At 38.3% G+C, this 22,218-nt stretch carries 10 protein-coding genes; 8 read left to right on the forward strand and 2 right to left on the reverse strand.

Annotated elements, in window-relative coordinates; genetic code table 11:
- Positions 1-51: 51 nt before the first annotated feature.
- The 3 genes from FNN09_RS03930 (at position 52) to FNN09_RS03940 (ending at position 3,995) form a co-directional block, all read left to right on the forward strand.
- On the forward strand, positions 52-876 hold the full coding sequence (locus FNN09_RS03930) for a sialate O-acetylesterase (protein ID WP_255434003.1): 825 nt from the start codon (positions 52-54) through the stop codon (positions 874-876).
- Between the two features lie 41 nt (positions 877-917).
- Complete coding sequence (locus FNN09_RS03935) at positions 918-3,407, forward strand: polysaccharide deacetylase family protein (RefSeq protein WP_185968857.1); 2,490 nt, start codon at positions 918-920, stop codon at positions 3,405-3,407.
- Between the two features lie 144 nt (positions 3,408-3,551).
- Positions 3,552-3,995, forward strand: a complete 444-nt coding sequence (locus FNN09_RS03940; RefSeq protein ID WP_143300181.1) for a T9SS type A sorting domain-containing protein — start codon at positions 3,552-3,554, stop codon at positions 3,993-3,995.
- A gap of 482 nt (positions 3,996-4,477) precedes the next feature.
- On the opposite strand, the gene FNN09_RS03945 is transcribed toward FNN09_RS03940, so the two are convergent.
- Together FNN09_RS03945 and FNN09_RS03950 are read right to left on the reverse strand one after the other, a co-directional pair.
- Complete coding sequence (locus FNN09_RS03945) at positions 4,478-6,340, reverse strand: SGNH/GDSL hydrolase family protein (RefSeq protein WP_143300182.1); 1,863 nt, start codon at positions 6,338-6,340, stop codon at positions 4,478-4,480.
- 1,392 nt (positions 6,341-7,732) lie between these two features.
- The gene (locus FNN09_RS03950) at positions 7,733-11,683 is read right to left on the reverse strand and encodes an ATP-binding protein (RefSeq protein ID WP_143300183.1); all 3,951 of its coding nucleotides are present in this window, start codon (positions 11,681-11,683) and stop codon (positions 7,733-7,735) included.
- Positions 11,684-11,969: 286 nt separating this feature from the next.
- Here FNN09_RS03950 and FNN09_RS03955 point away from each other — a divergent pair, with 286 nt between their 5' ends.
- The 5 genes from FNN09_RS03955 to FNN09_RS03975 all read left to right on the forward strand — a co-directional run bounded on the left by FNN09_RS03955 (position 11,970) and on the right by FNN09_RS03975 (position 22,211).
- Positions 11,970-13,439 (forward strand): sulfatase, encoded by a 1,470-nt coding sequence (locus tag FNN09_RS03955; protein ID WP_143300184.1) that lies wholly within the window; start codon positions 11,970-11,972, stop codon positions 13,437-13,439.
- 191 nt (positions 13,440-13,630) lie between these two features.
- Positions 13,631-14,818: a T9SS type A sorting domain-containing protein gene (locus FNN09_RS03960; protein ID WP_143300185.1), complete on the forward strand. Its 1,188-nt coding sequence runs from the start codon at positions 13,631-13,633 to the stop codon at positions 14,816-14,818.
- Positions 14,819-14,987: 169 nt separating this feature from the next.
- A complete protein-coding gene (locus FNN09_RS03965) occupies positions 14,988-18,185 on the forward strand; it encodes a TonB-dependent receptor (RefSeq protein ID WP_143300186.1) in 3,198 nt (1,065 codons plus the stop codon).
- A gap of 39 nt (positions 18,186-18,224) precedes the next feature.
- The gene (locus FNN09_RS03970; protein ID WP_185968858.1) at positions 18,225-19,808 is read left to right on the forward strand and encodes a RagB/SusD family nutrient uptake outer membrane protein; all 1,584 of its coding nucleotides are present in this window, start codon (positions 18,225-18,227) and stop codon (positions 19,806-19,808) included.
- A gap of 81 nt (positions 19,809-19,889) precedes the next feature.
- Positions 19,890-22,211 (forward strand): glycoside hydrolase family 3 N-terminal domain-containing protein, encoded by a 2,322-nt coding sequence (locus FNN09_RS03975; RefSeq protein WP_143300188.1) that lies wholly within the window; start codon positions 19,890-19,892, stop codon positions 22,209-22,211.
- Positions 22,212-22,218 lie beyond the last annotated feature (7 nt).

Genomic DNA, 22,218 nt, shown 5'->3' on the forward strand with positions numbered 1-22,218 from the left:
TTACTTTAAGAAAACGAAATGATGATATTGAGATTACTGAACATCAGGCTAATGCTTGCAATAGGAGTGCTATTTATAACAAACATTATTTTAGCTCAGGATGCAAATTTTCATATTTACCTCTGCTTTGGTCAGTCCAACATGGAAGGGCAGGGAGCGATTGAGGAAAAAGACAGAATAGTGGATGCGCGCTTTCAGGTGATGGCAGCACTGGATTGTAAAGAGCTAAATCGACAAAAAGGCGAATGGTATACGGCTGTTCCGCCTTTAGGATTTTGTAATAAGGGATTGTCGCCAGCTGACTATTTTGGCCGAACAATGGTGGCGAATTTATCAGACAGCATTAAAGTTGGTGTTATATCAGTGGCAATAGGAGGCTGCGATATCCGTTTATTTGATAAAGACCAATACCGGGATTATGACTCGAAGGACGGTAAAGCCTGGTTTGAACGAAAAGTAGCGAGTTATGGAGGTCATCCGTATAATTGTTTAATTGAACTGGCCCAAAAAGCACAGCAGGATGGTGTAATCAAGGGTATATTATTGCACCAGGGAGAAACCAATACCGGTAATGCTGAATGGCCAATGTATGTGCAAAAGATTTATAATGACATGCTGGAAGATCTTTCGTTAGAAGCCGATGAGGTGCCGATTCTGGTGGGAGAGATGGTGTCAGAGCCCGATAACTGTTGCGCCACCATGAACCCGATTATTCATACCCTACCAGAAGTGATACCGAATGCCCATGTTATTTCATCAGCAGCTTGTCCGGCAAAAGACAGAGCACATTTTAATGCCGAAGGTTACCGCATGATTGGTAAGCGTTATGGGGAGAAGATGTTGTCTCTAATGAAGAATGTTGAACGTAAAAATTAAGTATAAAACATTAGGAGCCGATGTTTTCTAATACCAATAAAATGAAACCAATCATAATATTAACTGTCATTCTGCTTGTTCAGGTGCGATTAGCCTACTCACAAAACTTATTGCTCAACCCAGGCTTTGAAACAGCTCTGGTCAGTACAGAATGGAAAAAGGCCTCCCTAACGGGAGGGGATGGTAATGTGTCGTTTATTAATGGAGAAAATGTCAATTATGGAAATCAGGCATGCCAACTGACCTGTACACTGTCCAATGCCAACTTTGGTGCCTTTGGTTTAAAATCACACGATTACGCTACACAATCAAAAGTTTTTACAGCAAAGATGATGGTCAAAACCGATGCCGAAGGTCTGCAAAATAATCTAGGGTTTAAAATACAGATAGTAGGCACAATAACTGGAGGAGATAAAAAATACTTTGCTTCTCAAGAATTTAAATTAACAGAGGAATATCAGGAATTTACTTACACAAAAGATGCGAGTAGTCTGGGTTTTGACTTTAAACAGGTGCGCGTCATGTTACAATGCGCCGGATATAAGGGTAATTACTTTTTTGATGATGCTGTATTGGATGATGGTACCACCGAAGAAGAAATCACGATTGTACCTGCTGCTATCAATCCAATCACTAAAATTAGCACCACTGATAAAATTGTAGCATTCACCTTTGATGATGGCCCTCACTCAACACTTTCACTTCAGCTTGCCGAACTATTTAACCAGTACAATGGTAAAGCTACCTTTTTTAATGTTGGAGACAAATTAATGGGAAATGAAGAGATTGTTACTGAGCTGCTGAAGCAAGGTCATGAAATTGGCAACCATTCAATGTCACATGCACGCGTACCTGACTTGGAAGATGATGCAGCTATCTATAACGAGATTATGGACATGCAGAATCTATATGCATCAACATTTGATTATCATTTTAAATTGTTCAGGGCTCCTTTTTTAGATTATGGACAGCTGCGCAATAATGATACCGTCACCCCAGAAGAGGATTATCGTGTTGGAGGCGTTCTGGAGAGTAATCAATTAATACCCATTAATGCTAAAGTTTATTCCGGCGATTCAGGTGCAGATGCAAACGCTTTAGCTGTATTAACAAAAATACACGACGGTATTGTTCCCGGCGCTATCATTTTATGTCATGAACGGAGCCATACGCTTGAAGCTTTAAGAAGCTTAATGCCAACATTGGTGCAAGAGGGCTATCGTTTTGTTACTGTATCTGATTTGTTACGCTATGAAGAGGGATGGGACAGAATTGCGGCAACTCATGAAAAAATCATAATAGAAGGAGCAAATTATATATCGAACAGTAACAGTGAATTAATCTTACACCGTCACTCCGATGCCATATATAACAATTCCACTCAGGAGAATCTTTTCAACTCTCTGAAGGCACGTTCATCCTCAGGTATTCTTGTTAAGTTTAAAACATCAAGTCCTCAGATCAATGCCAGGTTTAGAATTCGCGAAGGCAATGTGTCATCATCAACCTTTGGTGTATTTCAAAATAATGCATTAAGTATAGAGCAAACTTACCCCTATAATACAAACGACGAAATAATCATTCCGATAACATCACATTATAGTAATGAGGAGGTAGAATACATGATTTCTTTACCCTTATGGACAGATGCGAGCTTTATTGGTCTAGAACTAGAAACTGACTATGAATTAGTTCAATTAGATGTTGAAAATAAGCCTGTCTATGTGGCTTATGGCAACTCCATAACCCATGGGCGAGGTCAAAATGGAACATATGAAACTTACCCCTTTATTGTATCACGTCAGTTTGATTGGACCTTATACAACTTGGCAGTGGGGGGCGGAAAGACATCACAGAAGATGGCTGAGATGATACGGGATGATTTTGGAGAAATTGATGTGTTGACCGTACTTATTGGTTTTAATGATTTTAATGGTGAAGGAGTAAGCCCTGAAATATATCAAAATCGATTAATTAATTTTTTGAGTACAGTACGTGAAAAACACACAGATACCAGAATCTTTTGTATTACCATGACGCACACTACCGTTACCGTTTCTGAAAAGTCAGGTGCTACGCCGGAGCTGTTCAGAAACGTTATGAAGAATGTCGTTAGTGAGCGAAATGCAAATGGTGATACTCAATTGTATTTGATTGAGGGCGACAAGATAACGTCAGAACAAGCACTGAATGATGCAGTGCATTTAAACATAGAAGGAGCAGCTGATTTTGCAGAACAATTATTCCTTCAAATGAAAGCAGTTATAGATAATGATGCAACAGCTATAGATAGTAGTGGGAAGGAGGTACTCAGTGTATTTCCTAATCCGTGCTCAGGAAAAGTTCATTTAAGAAATGTTAAAGTAGGCAGCTTGATCCATTTGCATGATGTTAACGGATACCAGTTAAAAACTATAATGGCAGATAAAAGTAACATGGATATAACTATTTCTGAGTTGACCAGTGGATATTTATTTGTGAGCTATTCAACAGAAAAAGGGTGGATGACGGAAAAAGTACTGAAGATATGATTCGTCATTAATGTATTACCGAATAATTGTCAGTAGATTGAGATCTTTTACCGATTACTATTCAAAATGCGCCTTTCGTTCGCTTCACTCCTAAAGGCACTATGAATATGTATCGGCATTATACCAGCGCACTTTAATATTTAAATGGTATTATTAATATTTGAGTATTATCAATTTACCAATAATATTGACCTGCCAAGTCCAGAAGTTGAAGGTGCCGATTTTAAATATTGGCTATCGTCAAATTATACCGATGCCTGGTTTGTTGCCAATAATGTTCCTACAACAAAGGCATATGAGGCAATATATAACGAAACAACAACAACAACAGATATTGACCCAAGTCCTAGTACTGAAGAAAAGCTACTTATTTATCCTAATCCAAGCACCGGGATAATAACAATTCAATGCAATAGAAAAATAACAAACCTTGTACTAACAGATTTATCGGGTAGGATAGTTGCACAAAAAGCATGCGCTCATCGTGTTAATGACCTTAATATTTCAGCTTACCCTACAGGTGTTTACCTATTGGTAGCGAAAGATGGCAAGGCTATTGTTGGACAACAAAAAGTAATAAAACCTTAGTTGAAAGAAATGAGAATATTGGTGCTAAACTATTTTGGTTTATGACTCGAGTGATTATTAACCCGAGTTCGACATAAAATTTATTGCTCAGATCGCTTATAAATATTGAGTTTCAAGGACTATTTGTGAAGGCATAGCGGGCTATGTCGAATGAATATGACGCAGAAAATCGATGTTTATAAGTGGATACATTAATCTTTTCATTAAACAATCGATCTACTGCTCTAAATTTAATCGCCATAGTTTACTATGCCTCAAAAAATTAGATTGTATATCAATCACTTAATGAAATCTGAGCTCTTAAATTTTAATCGAACTCGGGTTATTATGAAAACATAAGAGGCTAAGCTATACAAGTTAACCTCATATATTTTTCTTTTTAACGATACTTCTTAAATAGATTAAGTTACTTATCGTTTATTAGAATGCATTATTTCGAAAATTCATTTTTTTTTATGGCTAAAATACCATTATGCAACTTGCTAATGAGCTATAAATTTACACATTAGCTTGTCGAGTTTTAAAATGTAAATACCTAAAGGAATTGACGATAAATTGACAGAACCTAAGGAATAGCCAGAGGTGATTAACTGGCCATTTATCGAGTAAATCAGGTAGTCGCCTTCCTTATTTATATCCAGAGTTTTCGTGTTAGAGTTGTATTTGCAGTTTAATCCTTTTTGTGTTTCTATTTCTTCATTGACGTTTGTAGCTTTATTTTTTAAAATCGCGTCAACAATGCCGTCAGCCAGTGTTTGTGCCCCATTCGTATTTAAGTGAACAGCATCATTCAGCCCCTCTGCATCTGTGTAGTCCCATGCATCAATAAGTTTCAGGTTTGAATACTGTGACTGAAGATCTACAATAATATTCTGCATAAGTGATCTTAAGTCCGCTACTGAATTGCTATTGTTTTCATGATTCATAGAAACGGTGGAGGTATAGGATTGCATGATAGCATATACTTCCGTATCGGGATAATTAATAAGTATTTGAGTCATCAATCGCTGATACTCCTCCAATTGAGTGGCTAATGCTATATCATCTTTCAGATTATTGTAACCCCATAAAACAGTTAACAAGTCCGGTCCGCCTTCAATACCTGCCAGGTTTCTGAATACTTCTTCATTAATGCGGGACCCCGATATTCCTAAATTATAGACCTTGTAATCAAGTTGCTGACCCACTAAAACAGGGTAAGTGAGGTGTGAGGCATTGTCCTGTCCTACGCCATGTGTAATTGAGTTACCAATGGCCATATATGTAGGTCTTGTATCTTCATCTAATAGCGACAATGAAGAGGTTTCATCAATATCCATCCCGATGAATTTCACGCCATGTAAGCTGGGGAGATAGACTTTATAATCCGCCAGTGTTTCTTGCTCGTTTGTAATGATAAAATCAAGTGAGCTGATATTGTCCATATAGATTTCGTCATTTTTAAAGACTGTAAAACGAATCCCATTTTCTAATGAGTGCTCTAATGTTTCAAAATGCATGAACACAAAAGCACTATTGGTAGTAAATTCAATGGAAATACCCGATTGCGTCCTGGAACCTTTGGCCTGATGAGGTCCATAAAACTGGTCAAGTTTTGTATAAGTCTCACCTGCTATATAATCCTGGGTAAAGCGATACAGTTCGGCAGAGCTGTTGTTGATATTTTTGAATAAGGCTCCTTGGTATTGGATGTTAGCATCATCGGGAGTAATAAACTGCACAGGGCATAATGAATTGGGCACAATGTTAGTATTGCCACCTGCACATATTCCACAATCATCAATAAAAGCAGTCCCATCAGCATCACCATGGCAATCCACATTGGCTGATCCAAAAGTAATTTCATCTATGTAATAGGTGCCAACATCAACAAAGGCAATCTTAATTCTAAGTTCTGTTGTTGCTTCAGTGGGGGTGAAAACAACAGAGTGTTTAGTCCATTCAGTATTTGCTTCCACCGTCTTTAACAGGTCAGTACCTCCACTAGGGTAGTCAAGGGTTACATTCACAGTACCTCTCTCAGGGCCTTTTAACGCAAAAACAACCTTGTAGTTTTTGTTAGCTTCTACTGTTTGAGGGCAATTGGCACTACTCACCATGCGCATTTGCCATGAGGCTTGTTGTGTGACCTGGGCTTTTAAAGCACCGCTTCCCAGGTACTTCTCCTCAGTTTCATAAGTGAAAATGCCATAATCGACTCCTCCCGAACCTGCCATTTTGACCCATTGATTATAGTTGGAGGTGTTATCAAATGTTCCGTCTCCGCTACTGGAAAGGCATTGTGCCTCAGTATTATAATTGATGAATAGTATTGATATGAGCAAAACACTAAAATAGATCTTCATAAACGATTGAATTGAATTAAAATTTGAAAGCAAAATAATAAATTGGATAGGTCAGAGATGGAATAGGAATCGTTCAAAAAAAGGTAACATATGATTCAGAATGGTCGATGAATGTAAGCTTTTTGGTAACAACACAAAAGTGTTCTGTGTGGTATAGATTTTCCAATGAATTTCACCTGTTATGCCGTTTAGTTTAGTCAATAAAATGAGCTTTACTTTCAACTGTATCTCAATAGTTTTCGTTGTTGATTCTACGGCATTTACCATTGTAAATCCAAATTTCGCTTAAGCTCAATTTGAATAACAATTGGTACTAATTGTTGATGGAATTTATTAATAACGTGAGTTCGACATAAATTTAATAGCTCAGACCGCTTGTAAATAATTGGTTTCAAGGAATCTTTGCGAAAGCATAACTAGTCCCGATTTTTCGGGAGCGGGCTTCCGCTTAACGCGGAACAAGTAATGGTAAGTCAATATGACGAAGAAAACAGTTGTTTACAAGTGGAAAACTATGCTTTTGATTAAATAACAGATCTACTTTTCTAAATTTTATCACCATAGCTAGGAATGCTTCAAAAATTTATATTGTATATCAGTCATTTAATGAAATCTGAGCTGTTTAATTTTAATCGAACTGAGCTTAATAAGCGTGTGAAGGTTTATAAAATAGTTTTTCAGTAAATATCAAATAGAACCTGATGTATATCATCCTCATAATGCCAATTGTGAGAAATTGAAAGTGTCCTTTAAGCTCTTGTCAGTAAGGTTGCCTGGATTCTAAGGTATGTTTACAATATACCTTCTCCGTACCTGCTCAATACCAACTTGCCCTTAAAGTCATACTAAACTCATACTAAACTCAAATTAAACTCATACCAAACTCATATTAAATTCGATTTTATATGAGTTTAATGTGAGTTAAATATGCCTTAGGTATATCTTGAGTATGATTTTAAAGCGAGGCACTTAGGGCCTTGGTAGCTTGTGGTCTCGATTACGACATACTTATACCAATTGCATTTCAAACTGATCCTTAAGTGAAGCGTTGAAATTGCAATCGTTAATGCCGATAATAAACGAAAAAGTCTTTGGGAGTGAGCGATGCAAAGGCTCATTTAGATATTAAATCGGTATTATTTCATTGATTATGCCCATGTAGATATGAAAAAACTTAATTATACGCTGTAGCACAGGATGTAAACGAATGGCTAAATAGCTGGATGAAACTCTTTAATTACTTGCTTTAATCCGCATTATTCATCACAATAAATGTAATCAATTTTATTTGCGGGTTAACCCCGACATAGTCCCACCCAATTTTGAGTAACAAAATTGATGGTAAGACTTAGTCGTCATCAAGAATAATGCATATTTGGTGAATAATTGGGGTTAATTTTTTAAATATTGACTTGGCGTTACACCAAAGTACTTTTTAAAGGTCTGACTAAAATACTTAGGATCCGAAAAACCAACCATATACGCTGTTTCACTGATGTTACGCCCTTCTTCTTTCATAATTCGTCCTGCCTCTTTTAGTTTCACAGTCATCAAAAACTGTTGAGGAGATAGGTCGGTTAGAGATTTGATTTTTCGGTAAAGAACCGGGCGGCTCATTCCCAATTCAGCGGCCATAAACTCTACCGTTAACTTTTCACTGTCAATATTCTTAATAATCATGCCTTTGATGTCGTTTAAAAATACCTGATCGGTATTGGTTGGCGACACGTCTTCCACCTGCGAAGTTGGCTCCAGGAATTTGCCTTTTAGTAGTTGTCTGTTTTTAAGCAGGTTGCTTACTTGGGTCTTAAGTAGTTGAATATCAAATGGCTTTTCCATATAGGCATCGGCACCGTATTCCAAACCTTCACGCTTGTACTCAGGCGAATCAAGAGCTGTTAGTAATATGATTGGAATGTGACAGGTTAAAATTTCGTTTTTTAGTCTGGTACAGAGTTGGTGACCATTCATTTTGGGCATCATCACATCTGATATGATAATGTCTGGTAGTTCTTTCATGGCGATTGATAAACCCATGGCTCCATCTTCAGCGGTATACACCTGGTAGTGGCTTGCTAATTCATGCTGAAGGCTCTCCAATAATTCGGGATGATCTTCGACGATTAAAAGCTTTGGACCTTCCGTTTCTTCAATTGGAGTTGCCGTATTTGGAGTAACAATAGGAATTAATTCGCTGCTTTCTCCTCGCTCCTGTTTGATGTGCTCTTCTGAAAAATGAGAATCGCCAAGCGGTAATTTAATAGTAAAGATAGAACCTACCTCTTCAACACTCACAAAAGAAATTATTCCGCCATGCAGTTCAACCAATTGTTTAGTCAGCATTAGCCCAACGCCACTGCCCACTTCTCTTGAGTTAATGGCGTTTGATGCACGGTAATAGCGTTGGAATATATTCTTCTGTTGGTTAGATGGAATGCCTTCTCCTGTATCCTCCACCTCAATGATGGCATATTTATTATCTACTTTGGTTCTAATTTTGATAAAACCACCCGGTTCTGTGTATTTAAAGGCATTGGATAAGAGGTTAAACATTATTTTTTCCACCTTAATTCGGTCTATCCACACTTCACATCCATCATCCTGAAAGCTCATATCAATGCTGATGTTTTTTTCGGATGATAGAGGGGCAAAAGTACTGATGCGATCTTTAATAAAACTTTCAAGAGTAGTTAACTCCACTTGCAGTTGCATCTTTTGAAGATCAGCCTTTTGAAAATCCAATAACTGATTAACCATGTTGGTTAGTCGATCAATATTTCGTTTAACCAATTTAAGGTTGTAGCCTTCCAGTTCATTGCTATTCATTTTCTCAAGCATCTTTTCTATGGGTAGCTTAATCAATGAAAGAGGCGTGCGCAGGTCGTGGGCAATGGAAATAAAGAATTGTTGCTTTTCGGCATAATGTCGATCCTGGACAATGGTATGGTAATAATGCATGTTCAGTAAAATCAATATGATCAGAATGATACCATATAAAACATAGGCTAGGGGTGTTTTCCAGAATGGTTTATCGATCTTCAGTGTCAGTGTTTTAACTTCATCCTGCCAAACACCATCATCGTTGCTCACCATTACTTTAAAGGTGAAATTACCAGGAGGTAATTTGGAGTAGATAGCTTCCCTTGTGTCGGACGGACCATTCCAGTTATCCTCAAATCCTTCCAGTTTCCATTTGTAGCTGACATTCTGCGGGTTGGTGTAACAAATACTACCAAATTTAAAGCTTAATGAATTTTGGTTGTGCGCCAGATGAATCTTCTCTTGTAAATTTATGTGCTCATTGAGTGGACCATCGTTGCTGATTTGAACCGTTTGGCCAAACATTTCAAAACTTGTTAATATAGGTTTAACCATCTGTTTTGACTTGGTGATATCCTTTGGATAAAACAACGATACACCACGTGAACCGCCAAATATTAATTGGCCGGAAGAGTGTTTGATGGCTGCGTTTTCAGAAAATTCAGTGTTCGGCAGTCCATCACGAATATTATACGTATCATAACGCATACTTGAATCGTTGTACAACGACAGTCCACCTGTACTACTCACCCATAATTGTTCTTGATTGTCAAATATGATACTGCGTACAAAGTTTGTTGGTAAGCTATTGGCGCTCTTAACTGGTGCTAAACTATTTGTTTCCAGATCCCAGATGTGAAGACCGTGCACATCGGTTCCGACATATAGGAGTTCTTTTGAAGGATGCTTACATATGCTTATTATTCGACTGGAAAGTAGGGTGTTGTTCGTGGGGCGCGTTATTTTAAGTGTCTGTTTGTCAACCATGAATAAGCCGAAAAGGGTTCCGATATATATCAATTCATTTTCTTCGTGAAGTGACCTGACATTGGTGATGTCAATTTTATCCACTCGTTGTCGACTTTCATCAATGATGGTGACTCCACCCCAGATGCCACCGGACCATATTCGGCCTTCGGCATCTTTTATCACCTGATACAGGTGATTTGTTTGTGTGCGTTTCCAACCTTTACTGGCTTTGTAAATTTGTTCGCGTTGAAACGTTTGGGGGTTAATTTTAATAAGACCTCGTCCGTAGGTCGCTACCCAAATCGATTCATCTTCGCCAAGACACATGGACATTACCTGAAATGGCCTTTTAACCGAACGAGATAAGGGTGGTAGATGTTTCCACTTGTCAGTTGAAGGATAATAAATACTTATGCCATCTTTTGTGCCAAACCAAATGCTGTTTTTGTACTCAAGAACAGCATTAACAGTATTATTACGAATGCTATTTGAGTTGAAGGGAACTTTTTTGGCGACTTTAAATTTCTTCTTATTTGGGTCAGACATAATAATACCACCACCATAGGTCGCTAACCACATTATATTGTCGGAACTATAATGTACCTGATAAAGGCCATTGGTTGTTAAACTTCCTTCCGTGTTATCGGCAAAGTAAGTATTGGTTTGCTTAAGAAGAAGATCGGTAAAGACCAGGCCGTAACCATCAATGGCAATTGTATAGCTCTGTTTATCCGGGCTAAGCTTGATATCGTATATTGGTCTTTGGTTGTCCGAATCCACAAGCGTTTCTTTGGTAATGAATCTGATGGAGTCGGAATCAATTTTGAATTTATATGCTTCTGAATTTCTTGTTCCCAACAAAAGGTGCTTATCGCTTTTATAAGTAACCATAATGTCTTGTTGGTTGAGTTGACTCAAGAGCTGTGAACGAATATGGATGTTTTCAATGGCTTTTGTTGTTGTGTTGATTTGATAAAGTCCCGATAGTGTGCCGATTAAAAGTGATTTGTCAGATATGAAACTAATACTATTGACTCTGGATGAAATACCAGTAACCGGAGTTAGTTCTTGTGTTGTAATATTATAATGAAAGAAACCGGATGTGGCGCCAATCCAGATCTCCTTCCTATTCACTGAAAGAATTGAGTTGATGTTATATATTTTCTCATGTTTGGCATTGGGCAATAGTTTCTCGAATTTGTCTTTATTCTTATTGTATCCAAAAAGATTACCATTTTTAGTGCCGCATAGGATATGATATACAGGTGATAATTCCAGGCAGTTAACAATGTCATCTTTAATGGTGCGATCTGCTGGATAGGATAGTGAGTAGTGTTTAAAGTCAGTGCCATTAAATTTATCCAGACCATCATGGGTTGCAAACCACATAAACCCATCACCGTCTTGTGTGAGATCAACTACCCGACTGTTTTTAATACCTTCCTCAACTGATAGTTGTTTAAATTTTAATTTTTCTTGTCCAATTAGATCAGAAAAAGAGGTGAAGAGAAGTAACAGAATAACTGCCGGAATGAATAGTTTGTTATTGTGCATGTAGCATTATTTTTTCAGGTAGCTAAAAATACGTGTTTTTTACTGATTTATGCACTGATTCATCTGTATTGCAATAGTTTTTTTAGCATTAACAATGCCTTCTTATAAAAAGTGTTGTATGTTACCCTTTAAATATTCTTTGATTGTAATAGTACTCTGACACCTGCGAATCATTTTTGTACCTTAATAGAACAATTCCTAGCATGCCTTTGATCTTATATCAAACTACATTGAGCCACATGAAATTGAATTTAGTTTGTAACGTTAATTTAAAATTGATATAGTAATGAAACGCAATATTTTTTTAGCATTGGTTATAACATTGGGGTTATTGTCGTGCACAAATAGTACTAAATCAAAACAAGCGAAAAAGCCTAACGTCTTATTCTTTCTGGTAGATGATTTAGGGTGGATGGACGTAGGCTATAATGGTTCTCCATTTTATGAAACTCCCAATATTGATCAATTAGCTAACGAAGGCGTCCGTTTTAATAACGCTTATGCAACACACCCAAGGTGTGTGCCATCACGCTATTCATTAATAACTGGGCGTTACCCGGCACGCGCTCAGATGCCTGGTCCGGGTGAAGGCAAATTAAATCCTACGAAAGGTGTTTATCCTGGTGATGAAGCCCGATTAGAAGCCGATGAGGTGACCATTGCCGATGCTATGAGAGCTGGTGGTTACACCACCTTCTTTGCGGGTAAATGGCATTTGGCATTTTCAGGAACCATGCCTGAGCATGTTGGCTTTGATATTAATGTGGCTGGCGGGCATGCCGGATCGCCTATCTCATTTTTTGCACCTTATAATGAGAGTCATCGCAGTACGAAAAAGAAACCCATTGAAGGACTAGATGACGCCCCCGATGGCGAATACCTGACTGATAGAATTACGGATGAAACAATTCAGTTTTTGAATAATCATCAGGCAACACATCCAGAAAAACCATTTTTTGCGTATGTTTCACATTATGCCGTTCATGAGCCCATTGAAGCCAAGCAAGAACACGTCGACAAGTTCGAGGCCAAGAAGAAGAGCATGACCTACACCGGTGAGCCTTTTATTGAAGAGGGAACAGGTACCACAAAGATGCATCAGGATAATGCGACCTATGCTGGTATGGTTTATAGCATGGACGAAAGCTTAGGACGTATAAGCGCAAAATTGGCGGAGTTGGGACAATTAGATAATACGATCATTGTCTTTTTCTCGGATAATGGTGGATTGTCGAACCGAGGTTTTAATCCCAGAAGAGTGGCAACATCCAATTATCCTCTTAGGGCAGGAAAAGGGCATTTGTATGAGGGAGGAGTAAGAGAGCCTTTAATTGTCAAGTGGCCTGGTATTGTTAAGAAAGGGATGCAGAGTAATGCATTGGTAACCGGTAATGATTTCTTTCCTACCATCCTTGAGATGGTTGGTTTAGAGCCATTGCCTCTAGCGCATTTAGACGGCGAAAGTGTTGTGTGGGCATTAAAAGAGCAGCAGAATCCTAATCCGGAACGTGCTGTTTTTTGGCACTCACCAGTTGACCGTCCGCATGCTACGGGCGATTCAAATAGTACAGCCATCAGAAAGGGGCCGTACAAATTAATTGAGTTTTATGATCAGGATGTTGTGGAACTCTATAATATAGAAGAGGATATTGAAGAAAAGCATGATTTGTCGGAACAATTGCCGGAGATCAAAAAGGCTTTATTAGAAGAATTACATCAATGGCGTTTAGATGTTAATGCCTATATTAAAAAGTAAATAAAAGAAGATTACACAAAAAAATAATTTTCTCGCAAAGTACGCAAAGAATCTACAACACAAAGAGCGCAAAGAAGTAAAAATAGCTTGCTCGAATTGGCGAGCTTTGCGCTTTCCTTGGCGTCCTTTGTGTGAAATTGTATTGAGATATTTTTTTACCACTGATAACTACCAAACCATATAATAGATCTATGTTGAAGAATGTAAAGTTATTTCTGTTGCTTTTACTGACTTATCAGATTGATGCTCAGAATACCTGTAGTGAAAATGAATTAGTGGCAATTAGTGGCAATGTTGCGCCCATATCATCCTATTCACTTGGCATGAGTAGTGGTGTTGGTGGCACCATGCTTTATTGTCCTTCAGACTACAATCATGATAATGGCGGACATTATTATTTGCAGTATGTTGATCTGGGGGGCACCGGGATGGATGGCTACCCCAACATTAGGATTGGAGGTTCTCAATATGGCGGACAATGGCATCCCGGCGATTATAACATCACAGGCATGCCCGTTCAAATCAAGGATATTCCTGAAGCTATGGAAATAGAGTGGGTTTGCAGTCAGGCCAATGCCACTGATAGTGATGACAAATGGATGGCTTCTATCAATTTTATATTCGACATGTATGGCGATGAAACCAGCAAGCCAGTAAGCGTAGAGCGTGATTATGATCTGGTGATAAAGGCACAAAGTTTTAACTTTAATGATAATCTGGAGGATCAGCCAGAGGTGAAGAATGGCATCCTCTATTTTTTTGCCCGTAACGCCGACCATAGTTTAAAGCCATTTGAAATAAGTATCAATGGTCGTGTTTATACCTATGCTGTTCGTTATAAGTTTTTTGACGGACAAGGCGACAAGGATGATAAAGCACATATAAAGCTGATACCATATGGTGACAATGGGGCTCCACCTGCACTGCGGATGAAGGTGAAAGAGCTGATTGCAACCACAAAGGAATTTGTACAATATGCTAATATTCCAGAGCCTTATTTAAGTTTGGCTTTAAATAACATTGCTCAGGATGACACCTGGATGAAAGCCATCAATGCCGGTTATGAGGTTTATACAGGTCAGTCGCAATTGAATATCACCAAATATAAGTTGTGGACAGATGGTTTGCCGACTTCAATTGCAAAATATGAAATGGTGAAGCAAGGAATTGGGCCTAATCCTGCCAGGGATATTGTTTATATTTTCGATAATGACGTGCCATGTACTGTTCAGTGCTTTTCGATTAGAGGACAAGAGCAGAGTATTCAATTAGTAAATAATTCATTCCGTGTAGCACATATAAAAAATGGCTTTTACATTATTAGGGTGGTAAATTGTAAAGGAGAAACAAGTCATTACAAATTAATGGTAGACAAATAAGGGTTCTTAATGTGTATTTTATTTAGTGTTCAGTGGGTCAGGTGTTTGGGATTATGCTTTTTGTGTATTTGAATCAATATTACACCCATACTGAACGATTATTAAAACATATTTTAACATTTTATGCCGTAATATTGCTCACCAAATTTAATTGTTAATTAAAAGTTTTATGAAAAAAGCACTGTTAGGATTATTAGTCCTGTTTATTTCCACTTTGAGTTATGCTCAGGGAGGGAAAACAATAACAGGAAAAGTTACAGATGAATCTGGAGCAAGTCTGCCAGGAGTAACTGTCGCAATAAAAGGAACAACCTCAGGTACTATCACCGATATGAATGGTGAATTTACAATGAAAACACAATCAGATAGCGATATCTTAGTGTTTTCGTTTATTGGTTTTACTAGCCAAGAATTTAATACTGCGGGTAAATCAACCTTAAAAGTTATTTTGAGAGAGGATATGACTGATTTGGATGAAGTGGTAGTAGTTGGCTATGGTCAAGTACGTAAAAGTGATTTGACAGGTGCGGTTGCAAGTGTAAAAGCCAGAGAAGAGGTTGCACGGCAGTATCCATCTGTTGATATGTTATTGCAAGGACGTGCTTCAGGTGTTCAGGTTATTGGAGACGGAGGCCCCGGAGCCGCATTAAGTGTACGTATTCGTGGAGCCAACAGTCTAAATAACAGTAATGAGCCTTTATATGTAGTTGATGGTGTTATTATTAACTCAGCTACCGAGGATGCTGATATTAATAATGGAGGTGATAGTAATGAGTTACCTGCTGCACAAAATGGTTTGACAGGATTGAATGCCAACGACATTGCCAATGTAGAGGTATTAAAGGATGCATCGGCGACGGCCATTTACGGTTCGAGAGGGGCTAACGGCGTTGTTATTATTACGACAAAACAAGGTGAATCAGGCAAGGATCAGATGCCACGCGTGAATATCTACAGTTCTGTTGATTTCTCTGAAATGACAAAGAAAATTGACCTTTTAGACGGTGTGGGTTATGCGAATTACCAAAATGAGTATTCGGCACAACAAGGTAATGAATTAAAGTATCATGTTGAAGAAGGTGTTGTTTATCCTTTGGCAGATGATGGTACTGGTTCATTTGTGCCTGTATATGATGCTCCTTATGTGTCAAAAGATTGGCAAGAGGAAGTATACTCAATGGGAGTAAGTTATAATGCTGGAGCTTCGATAAGTGGTAGTAATGGTAAAACAAAATACTACTTTTCAGGAGGATATACTGATCAGACAGGTATTGTAGAAACCAATAATATTAAAAGGGGAGATCTTCGTCTGAATTTAAGCACTCAAATAAGCAATCGCTTAAAGCTGGATACGCGACTTTCATTAATGTATCAAGATGGTAGTTTTGCCAATGGTGGAAGTAAATCAGGTGGAACAAGAAGCTTTACGAAACAAGTATTAGGATATCGTCCGTTAGTTGGAACTTATGATCCCGATCAAGATATTGATGATGATTTGGAACAGTCAAATCCTTATTCGTGGTTGACAGATTATAAAGATTTAACAGAAGAGGTAAGATCTAATATTGCTACTTCTTTGACTTACGATATCATCAAAGGTTTGAAATATAAACTTGATCTGGGTGTTGACTATCGTAATAAAGAACGATCAAGATGGTATGGTACTGAGTTATTTAAAGGAGCACAACAAAATGGTGTTGCTAACTACTCTTTCTTAAAACGTTATTCTTATTCAATCAACAACCTGTTGATGTATAACCGCAAGTTTAATAAGGTACACAATATTAATGCAACGGCAGGTGTGACTTATGACACCAACCAAACACGATCGCAATTATACGAAGTATCAGACTTCCTTATTAAAACCTTAGAAGAAGAAGTACCACAGAATGGTGCTTTTGCAGAGGTTCCTTTTGCATTCAAATATAAAGATGAAACGATATTCTCAGTTTTAGGTCGCGCTATTTACTCATACAAAGATCGTTATATTGTAACAGCAACTTTCCGTTCTGATAAATCATCCAAATTTGCCCCAGGTAATCAGGTTGGTAACTTCCCATCGGCGTCTGTGGCATGGAGAGCCATGGAAGAATCTTTTATTAGAGACTTGAATGTATTTGATAACTTGAAATTACGTGCAGGGTGGGGATTAACAGGTAACCAGGGAATGCCACCATACCAAACATTAGGTACTTATGCCAATGTTTATTATGTGCAAGGTGGTAATACGGTAAATGGTTACGTGCCTGAGCGTATTCCAAATCCAGATTTAACATGGGAAACAACAGAGCAGTATAACCTTGGGGTTGATATGGCCTTTTTTAATAACCGTTTACGTTCTACCGTTGATGTTTATTATAAGGATACTAAAGACCTGTTGAATCAAACACCAATCGGGCCATCAAATGGTTTTAAATCAATATGGCAGAATAGAGGTGGATTAGAGAATAAAGGTTTTGAAGTCGCAATTGATGGAACTGTTTACGATAAGAATGGTTGGAGTATCGATCTTGGAGGTCATATCTCAATGAACAAAGGTAAAATTAAAGATTTGGGCTTAGCTCCGGAAACCATTTATAAGAATGGTGAAGCCATTGAAGCCGTTTATTATTTAGGTAACAATGTGTCATCGGGTACTTATTTTAAATTTCCAGCCAACATTTTTATGGAAGGCGAAGAGATTGGTGTGTTCTGGGGACATGAAACTAGAGGAGTATATGCTCCATCCATTGTTGATTATGCTGCTTTATATGGACAAGAAGTAGCTGACAAATATGCTACTATGTTTGAGCCCGGTGAAACAATTATTGTTGATCACAATGATGATGGTGAGATTAGTGATGCTGATAAAACAGTTATTGGTAACCCAAACCCTGATTTTACTTATGGTTTGAGCTTAAATGTATCGTATAAGAACTTCAGCTTATCGGCTCTTTTCGATGGTGTTTACGGTAACGAAATTATCAATGGTTATAATATGGAATTGGCTTATCCAGAAGGGCAACCAAAAAATATTCTAACTGAAGCATATGATCAGGCATGGCGTTCAGATGCACCGTCTACGACATACAATGCACTTGGATATAGAGGTAACCAAACAACCTTACCTGATAATTTGGTTGAAGATGGTAGTTACTTCCGTATGAATAACATTACTCTTTCATACAACTTTAAAGTCAAAGACTTTGCGGGTATCGACAATGTAAATATTTACGCAACCGGACGAAATTTATTTACTGTAACTAACTATAGTGGTTATAATCCTCAGATTACAAGTTTCCTATACGATGGAATGATCAATGGAGTAGATTGGTCAGGAACACCAAACGTGAAAACTTATTTGATGGGAATTAACGTAGCATTTTAATAAGTGCTTACTATGAATGTTATGATAAAAATAGAAAAGATGAAGAATACATTTAAAAATATAGGAGTATTTCTAGGCATGCTACTTTTATTGGCAGCCTGTACCGTGGAGGAGCATCCGAAATTTATCGGGGCTGATGTATTATTTGATAATACGGATAACTCACAAACGGCTCTTTATGGTGTTTATAATGGTTATGCTGGTTATCATTATTATGGCTCTACATTTATGCATGTAACCAATTATGCATCGGGTATGATTAATGGTCCTCGCCAACAAGATTTGGATGGTTCCATTGCTTTAAATCCACAAGCCACCAACAATGACATTAACAAAACGTGGGTTGATATGTATAAGATGATAGGTCGTGCGAACGATTTTATCACGAACATGCGTGCTGCTGACATGGAGAATGTTGTGGAACAGAATGATCAATTAGGACAGGCTTTGTTTTTAAGAGCATTTACATATTTTAATCTTGTACGTATTTGGGGAGAGGTGCCCCTAGTGCTTGAAACAGCAACGAGTACGAGTCTGAATTTCCCTAAGTCAAGCAAAGAAGAAATTGTTGCCCAAATTGTAATTGATCTGGAAGAGGCAGCTTCTTTGATGAAAGGTGATGAAACAGCAAACGTACAAATGTCAGGCCGTCCGGTTAAATTTGCGGCTAACATGGTGCTAGCTCATGTGTATATGTACATGGCAGGCAATAAAACTGCAGGTGAAACAGAATACTGGCAGAAAGCCTACGATGAGGCTATGAAAGCCTATGGTCGTTATAGCTTGGTGAATGATTTTAGAGACTTATGGCATCCACAAACTTGTAATTACACAAGCGAGGCGGTGTTCGAATTACAAGGAAATATCGAAAATACGTTCCGTTTAATTCAAACACATATACCAAACAAAACCATTGCAGCCAATACATGGGGCCGTTTTAGAGCTAACCTGGAAGTTTACACTGAGCATGCTGAAGCATACAATGGTTTAGACCCAAGGTACGCAGCAACCTACATTACAGAGTGGACTGATAGAAATGGAAAGCCTAAAGTGGGCTATTCAACATCAAAAACCAATGTTAATCGAGCAAGTAACTTATTAGCATTCCCTTGGACCTATAAATATTGGGCTAAAGGGGACGAAACAACTGCTGGTACGTATAATACTGATCGTAACATGGTTGTTTACCGTTATGCTCATTTACTAATAATGCTGGCCGAGATTGAAAATGAATTAAATGGTCCTGCTAATGCCTATGCTTATATCAATGAGTTAATGGGACGTGCTCGTAACTCTAGCGACACTCCAGGACCAGATCCAGCTGATTGGGCCGGAATGACACAAGATCAATTTCGTGAGGCTATTATGTTAGAATATCAATTTGAGTTATTTACTGAAGGGCATGATTTCTTTTATAACCGTCGCCGTGGAATCGAGTTTTTTGGTGCCAATGTAATTGATAAGCATAATAACTTTCCACATTACGACTTTACTAAAAAATACGATAAGCTGTTTCCAACACCAGGAACAACAGAGGCAAATCGTGTTATGCTTTTACCAATTCCAAGTGATGAATTGATTGGTAATCCAAACGTTAACGAACAAAATCCAGGTTATTTATAAGCCTGAACCAGAAATATAATAATGGTCCTCCGAATATTGGAGGACCCTTTTTACCGTCTTTACACTATAATAAACATTTCCATGTTATACGCACGATATTTCCTATTGCTGGGAATAATACTACTTACATTTGGGTGTCAATCATCGCATGAAATTAACGATAAACCTATTTATCTAAATGCTTCTAATCCAATAGATACTAGGGTAGATGATCTGTTGTCTCGCATGACTTTAGAGGAAAAGGTCGCTCAAATGTGTCAGTATGTTGGTTTAGACCACATGAAGCAAGCCGAACAAAACCTCAGCAAAGAGGAGATGGAGAGTAGTGATGCACATGGCTTTTATCCCAACTTGCATTCAAGCGATGTTGTAAAGTTGGTTGAACAAGGGAAAATAGGCTCTTTCTTACATGTTGTTGATGTAAAAGAGGCTAATTACCTGCAATCTTTGGCTCAAAAAAGCCGTTTAAAAATTCCTTTATTAATTGGCATCGATGCCATACACGGTACAGCATTAGTACATGGTGCAACTGTTTATCCAACACCCATTGGTATGGCTAGTACCTGGGATACCGAATTGGTAAAAAAGATGTCGGTTGAAACAGCACTGGAAATGCGTGCAACAGGGGCCGCCTGGACCTTTACTCCTAATATTGATGTTGCTCGAGATGCCCGTTGGGGACGCGTGGGAGAAACCTTTGGCGAAGATCCATTTTTAGTTTCAGAAATGGGCGTGGCCATGATCGAAGGCCTGCAAAATACCAACTACCCCGATAGTTTTAATGTTATTGCCTGCGCCAAGCATTTAATTGCTGGCAGTGAATCCATTAATGGATTAAATGGCGCACCTACCGACCTATCTGAAAGAACGATACGAGAGATACATTTACCATCTTACCAGGCAGCTGTTGATGCTGGTGTTTTCTCTGTAATGACAGCTCACAACGAATTAAATGGTGTGGCTTGCCATGCTGATAAATGGATGATGACCGAAGTGCTCAGAAATGAAATGGGTTTTGATGGCTTTATCGTTAGCGATTGGATGGATATTGAGCGTTTAGCGACTCGTCATTTTGTGGCCGAAGACCAAACAGAAGCTTGCTTTCAAACCATTGATGCAGGTATGGATATGCACATGCATGGACCAGATTTTCTTGAGCCTGTAATGGAATTAGTTCGTGCTGGTCGTTTAAGTGAGGAACGTATTAATGAAAGTGTTCGTCGCCTTTTGGAGGCCAAGTTTAAGCTTGGCTTGTTTGAGAATGCATTTGTGGATCTTGAAAAAACGAAAGCAATGGTGTTTAACGAGCAACACCGTCAAACAGCTTTGGAAGCTGCCCAAAAATCCATTATCCTACTAAAAAATGAAAATGATTTACTCCCTTTGAAAAAAGGGAAGCATAAAAAAATATTTGTAACTGGACCAAATGCCAATAATGAAACAATATTAGGCGATTGGACCTGGGAGCAACCACAGGATAATTTTGTGACTATTCTTGAGGGGTTAAAGAATGCCAATTCAGGAAGCGAAATTGATTTTATGGATGTTGGTAGCGATTTACGCAATATGTCGCAAAAGGATGTTGATGCGGCTTTGGGCCGAGCTAAAAAAGCAGATTTAGCCATCGTTGTAGTGGGTGAAAATTCATTTCGATGGGATTGGAAAAATAAAACCTGTGGTGAGAACTCAGGCCGTTCGAGTATTGAGTTATTTGGCTTGCAGCAACAGTTGGTAGAGCAAGTAGTCAAATCTGGTACGCCAACAATTGTTGTGTTAGTTAACGGTCGTCCGCTTGGAGTTGAGTGGATAGCTGAAAATGTACCTGCTGTTATCGAAGCATGGGAACCTGGTTGTTTTGGTGGTGATGCCCTGGCACAAATTTTATATGGCGAAGTGAATCCCTCAGCCAAATTACCAATTACCATTCCGCGAAGTGTAGGTCATCAGTTATCGATTTACAACCACAAGCCAACGCATCATTTTCATAAATATGTCGATGCCGAATCAACACCATTGTACCCCTTTGGTCATGGTTTGAGCTATTCAACATATGAATATAAAAACCTTGTTTTATCAAAGGAAACAATTGCCAAAAACGAAGCTCAATCCATTAGCATTGATGTCAGCAATACATCTAATAGAGATGGTGAAGAGATTGTGCAATTATACCTGAACGATAAACATTGCAGATTTACACGACCTGTTAAGGAATTAAAAGCTTTTCAACGAATATCGTTAAAGGCTGGCGAAACCAAAACACTTGAATTCTCTATTACACCCGATATGCTTCAATACCTTGATCATAATTTCAATCCAAGGATTGATGCAGGTGAGTTTGTAGCCATGGTAGGCTGTTCATCAGCAGATAAGGATTTGTTGAAAGCTTCATTTTTTGTTAAGTAATACCAGT

The sequence above is a fragment of the Carboxylicivirga sp. M1479 genome (assembly GCF_007097485.1).
Lineage (GTDB): Bacteria > Bacteroidota > Bacteroidia > Bacteroidales > Marinilabiliaceae > Carboxylicivirga.

Coding starts and splice junctions, on each gene's coding strand:
- FNN09_RS03935 (WP_185968857.1), top strand. CDS start 918: ATGAAACCAATCATAATATTAACTGTCATTCTGCTTGTTCAGGTGCGA.
- FNN09_RS03930 (WP_255434003.1), top strand. CDS start 52: ATGCTTGCAATAGGAGTGCTATTTATAACAAACATTATTTTAGCTCAG.
- FNN09_RS03955 (WP_143300184.1), top strand. CDS start 11,970: ATGAAACGCAATATTTTTTTAGCATTGGTTATAACATTGGGGTTATTG.
- FNN09_RS03950 (WP_143300183.1), bottom strand. CDS start 11,683: ATGCACAATAACAAACTATTCATTCCGGCAGTTATTCTGTTACTTCTC.
- FNN09_RS03960 (WP_143300185.1), top strand. CDS start 13,631: ATGTTGAAGAATGTAAAGTTATTTCTGTTGCTTTTACTGACTTATCAG.
- FNN09_RS03945 (WP_143300182.1), bottom strand. CDS start 6,340: ATGAAGATCTATTTTAGTGTTTTGCTCATATCAATACTATTCATCAAT.
- FNN09_RS03965 (WP_143300186.1), top strand. CDS start 14,988: ATGAAAAAAGCACTGTTAGGATTATTAGTCCTGTTTATTTCCACTTTG.
- FNN09_RS03940 (WP_143300181.1), top strand. CDS start 3,552: ATGGTATTATTAATATTTGAGTATTATCAATTTACCAATAATATTGAC.
- FNN09_RS03970 (WP_185968858.1), top strand. CDS start 18,225: ATGAAGAATACATTTAAAAATATAGGAGTATTTCTAGGCATGCTACTT.
- FNN09_RS03975 (WP_143300188.1), top strand. CDS start 19,890: ATGTTATACGCACGATATTTCCTATTGCTGGGAATAATACTACTTACA.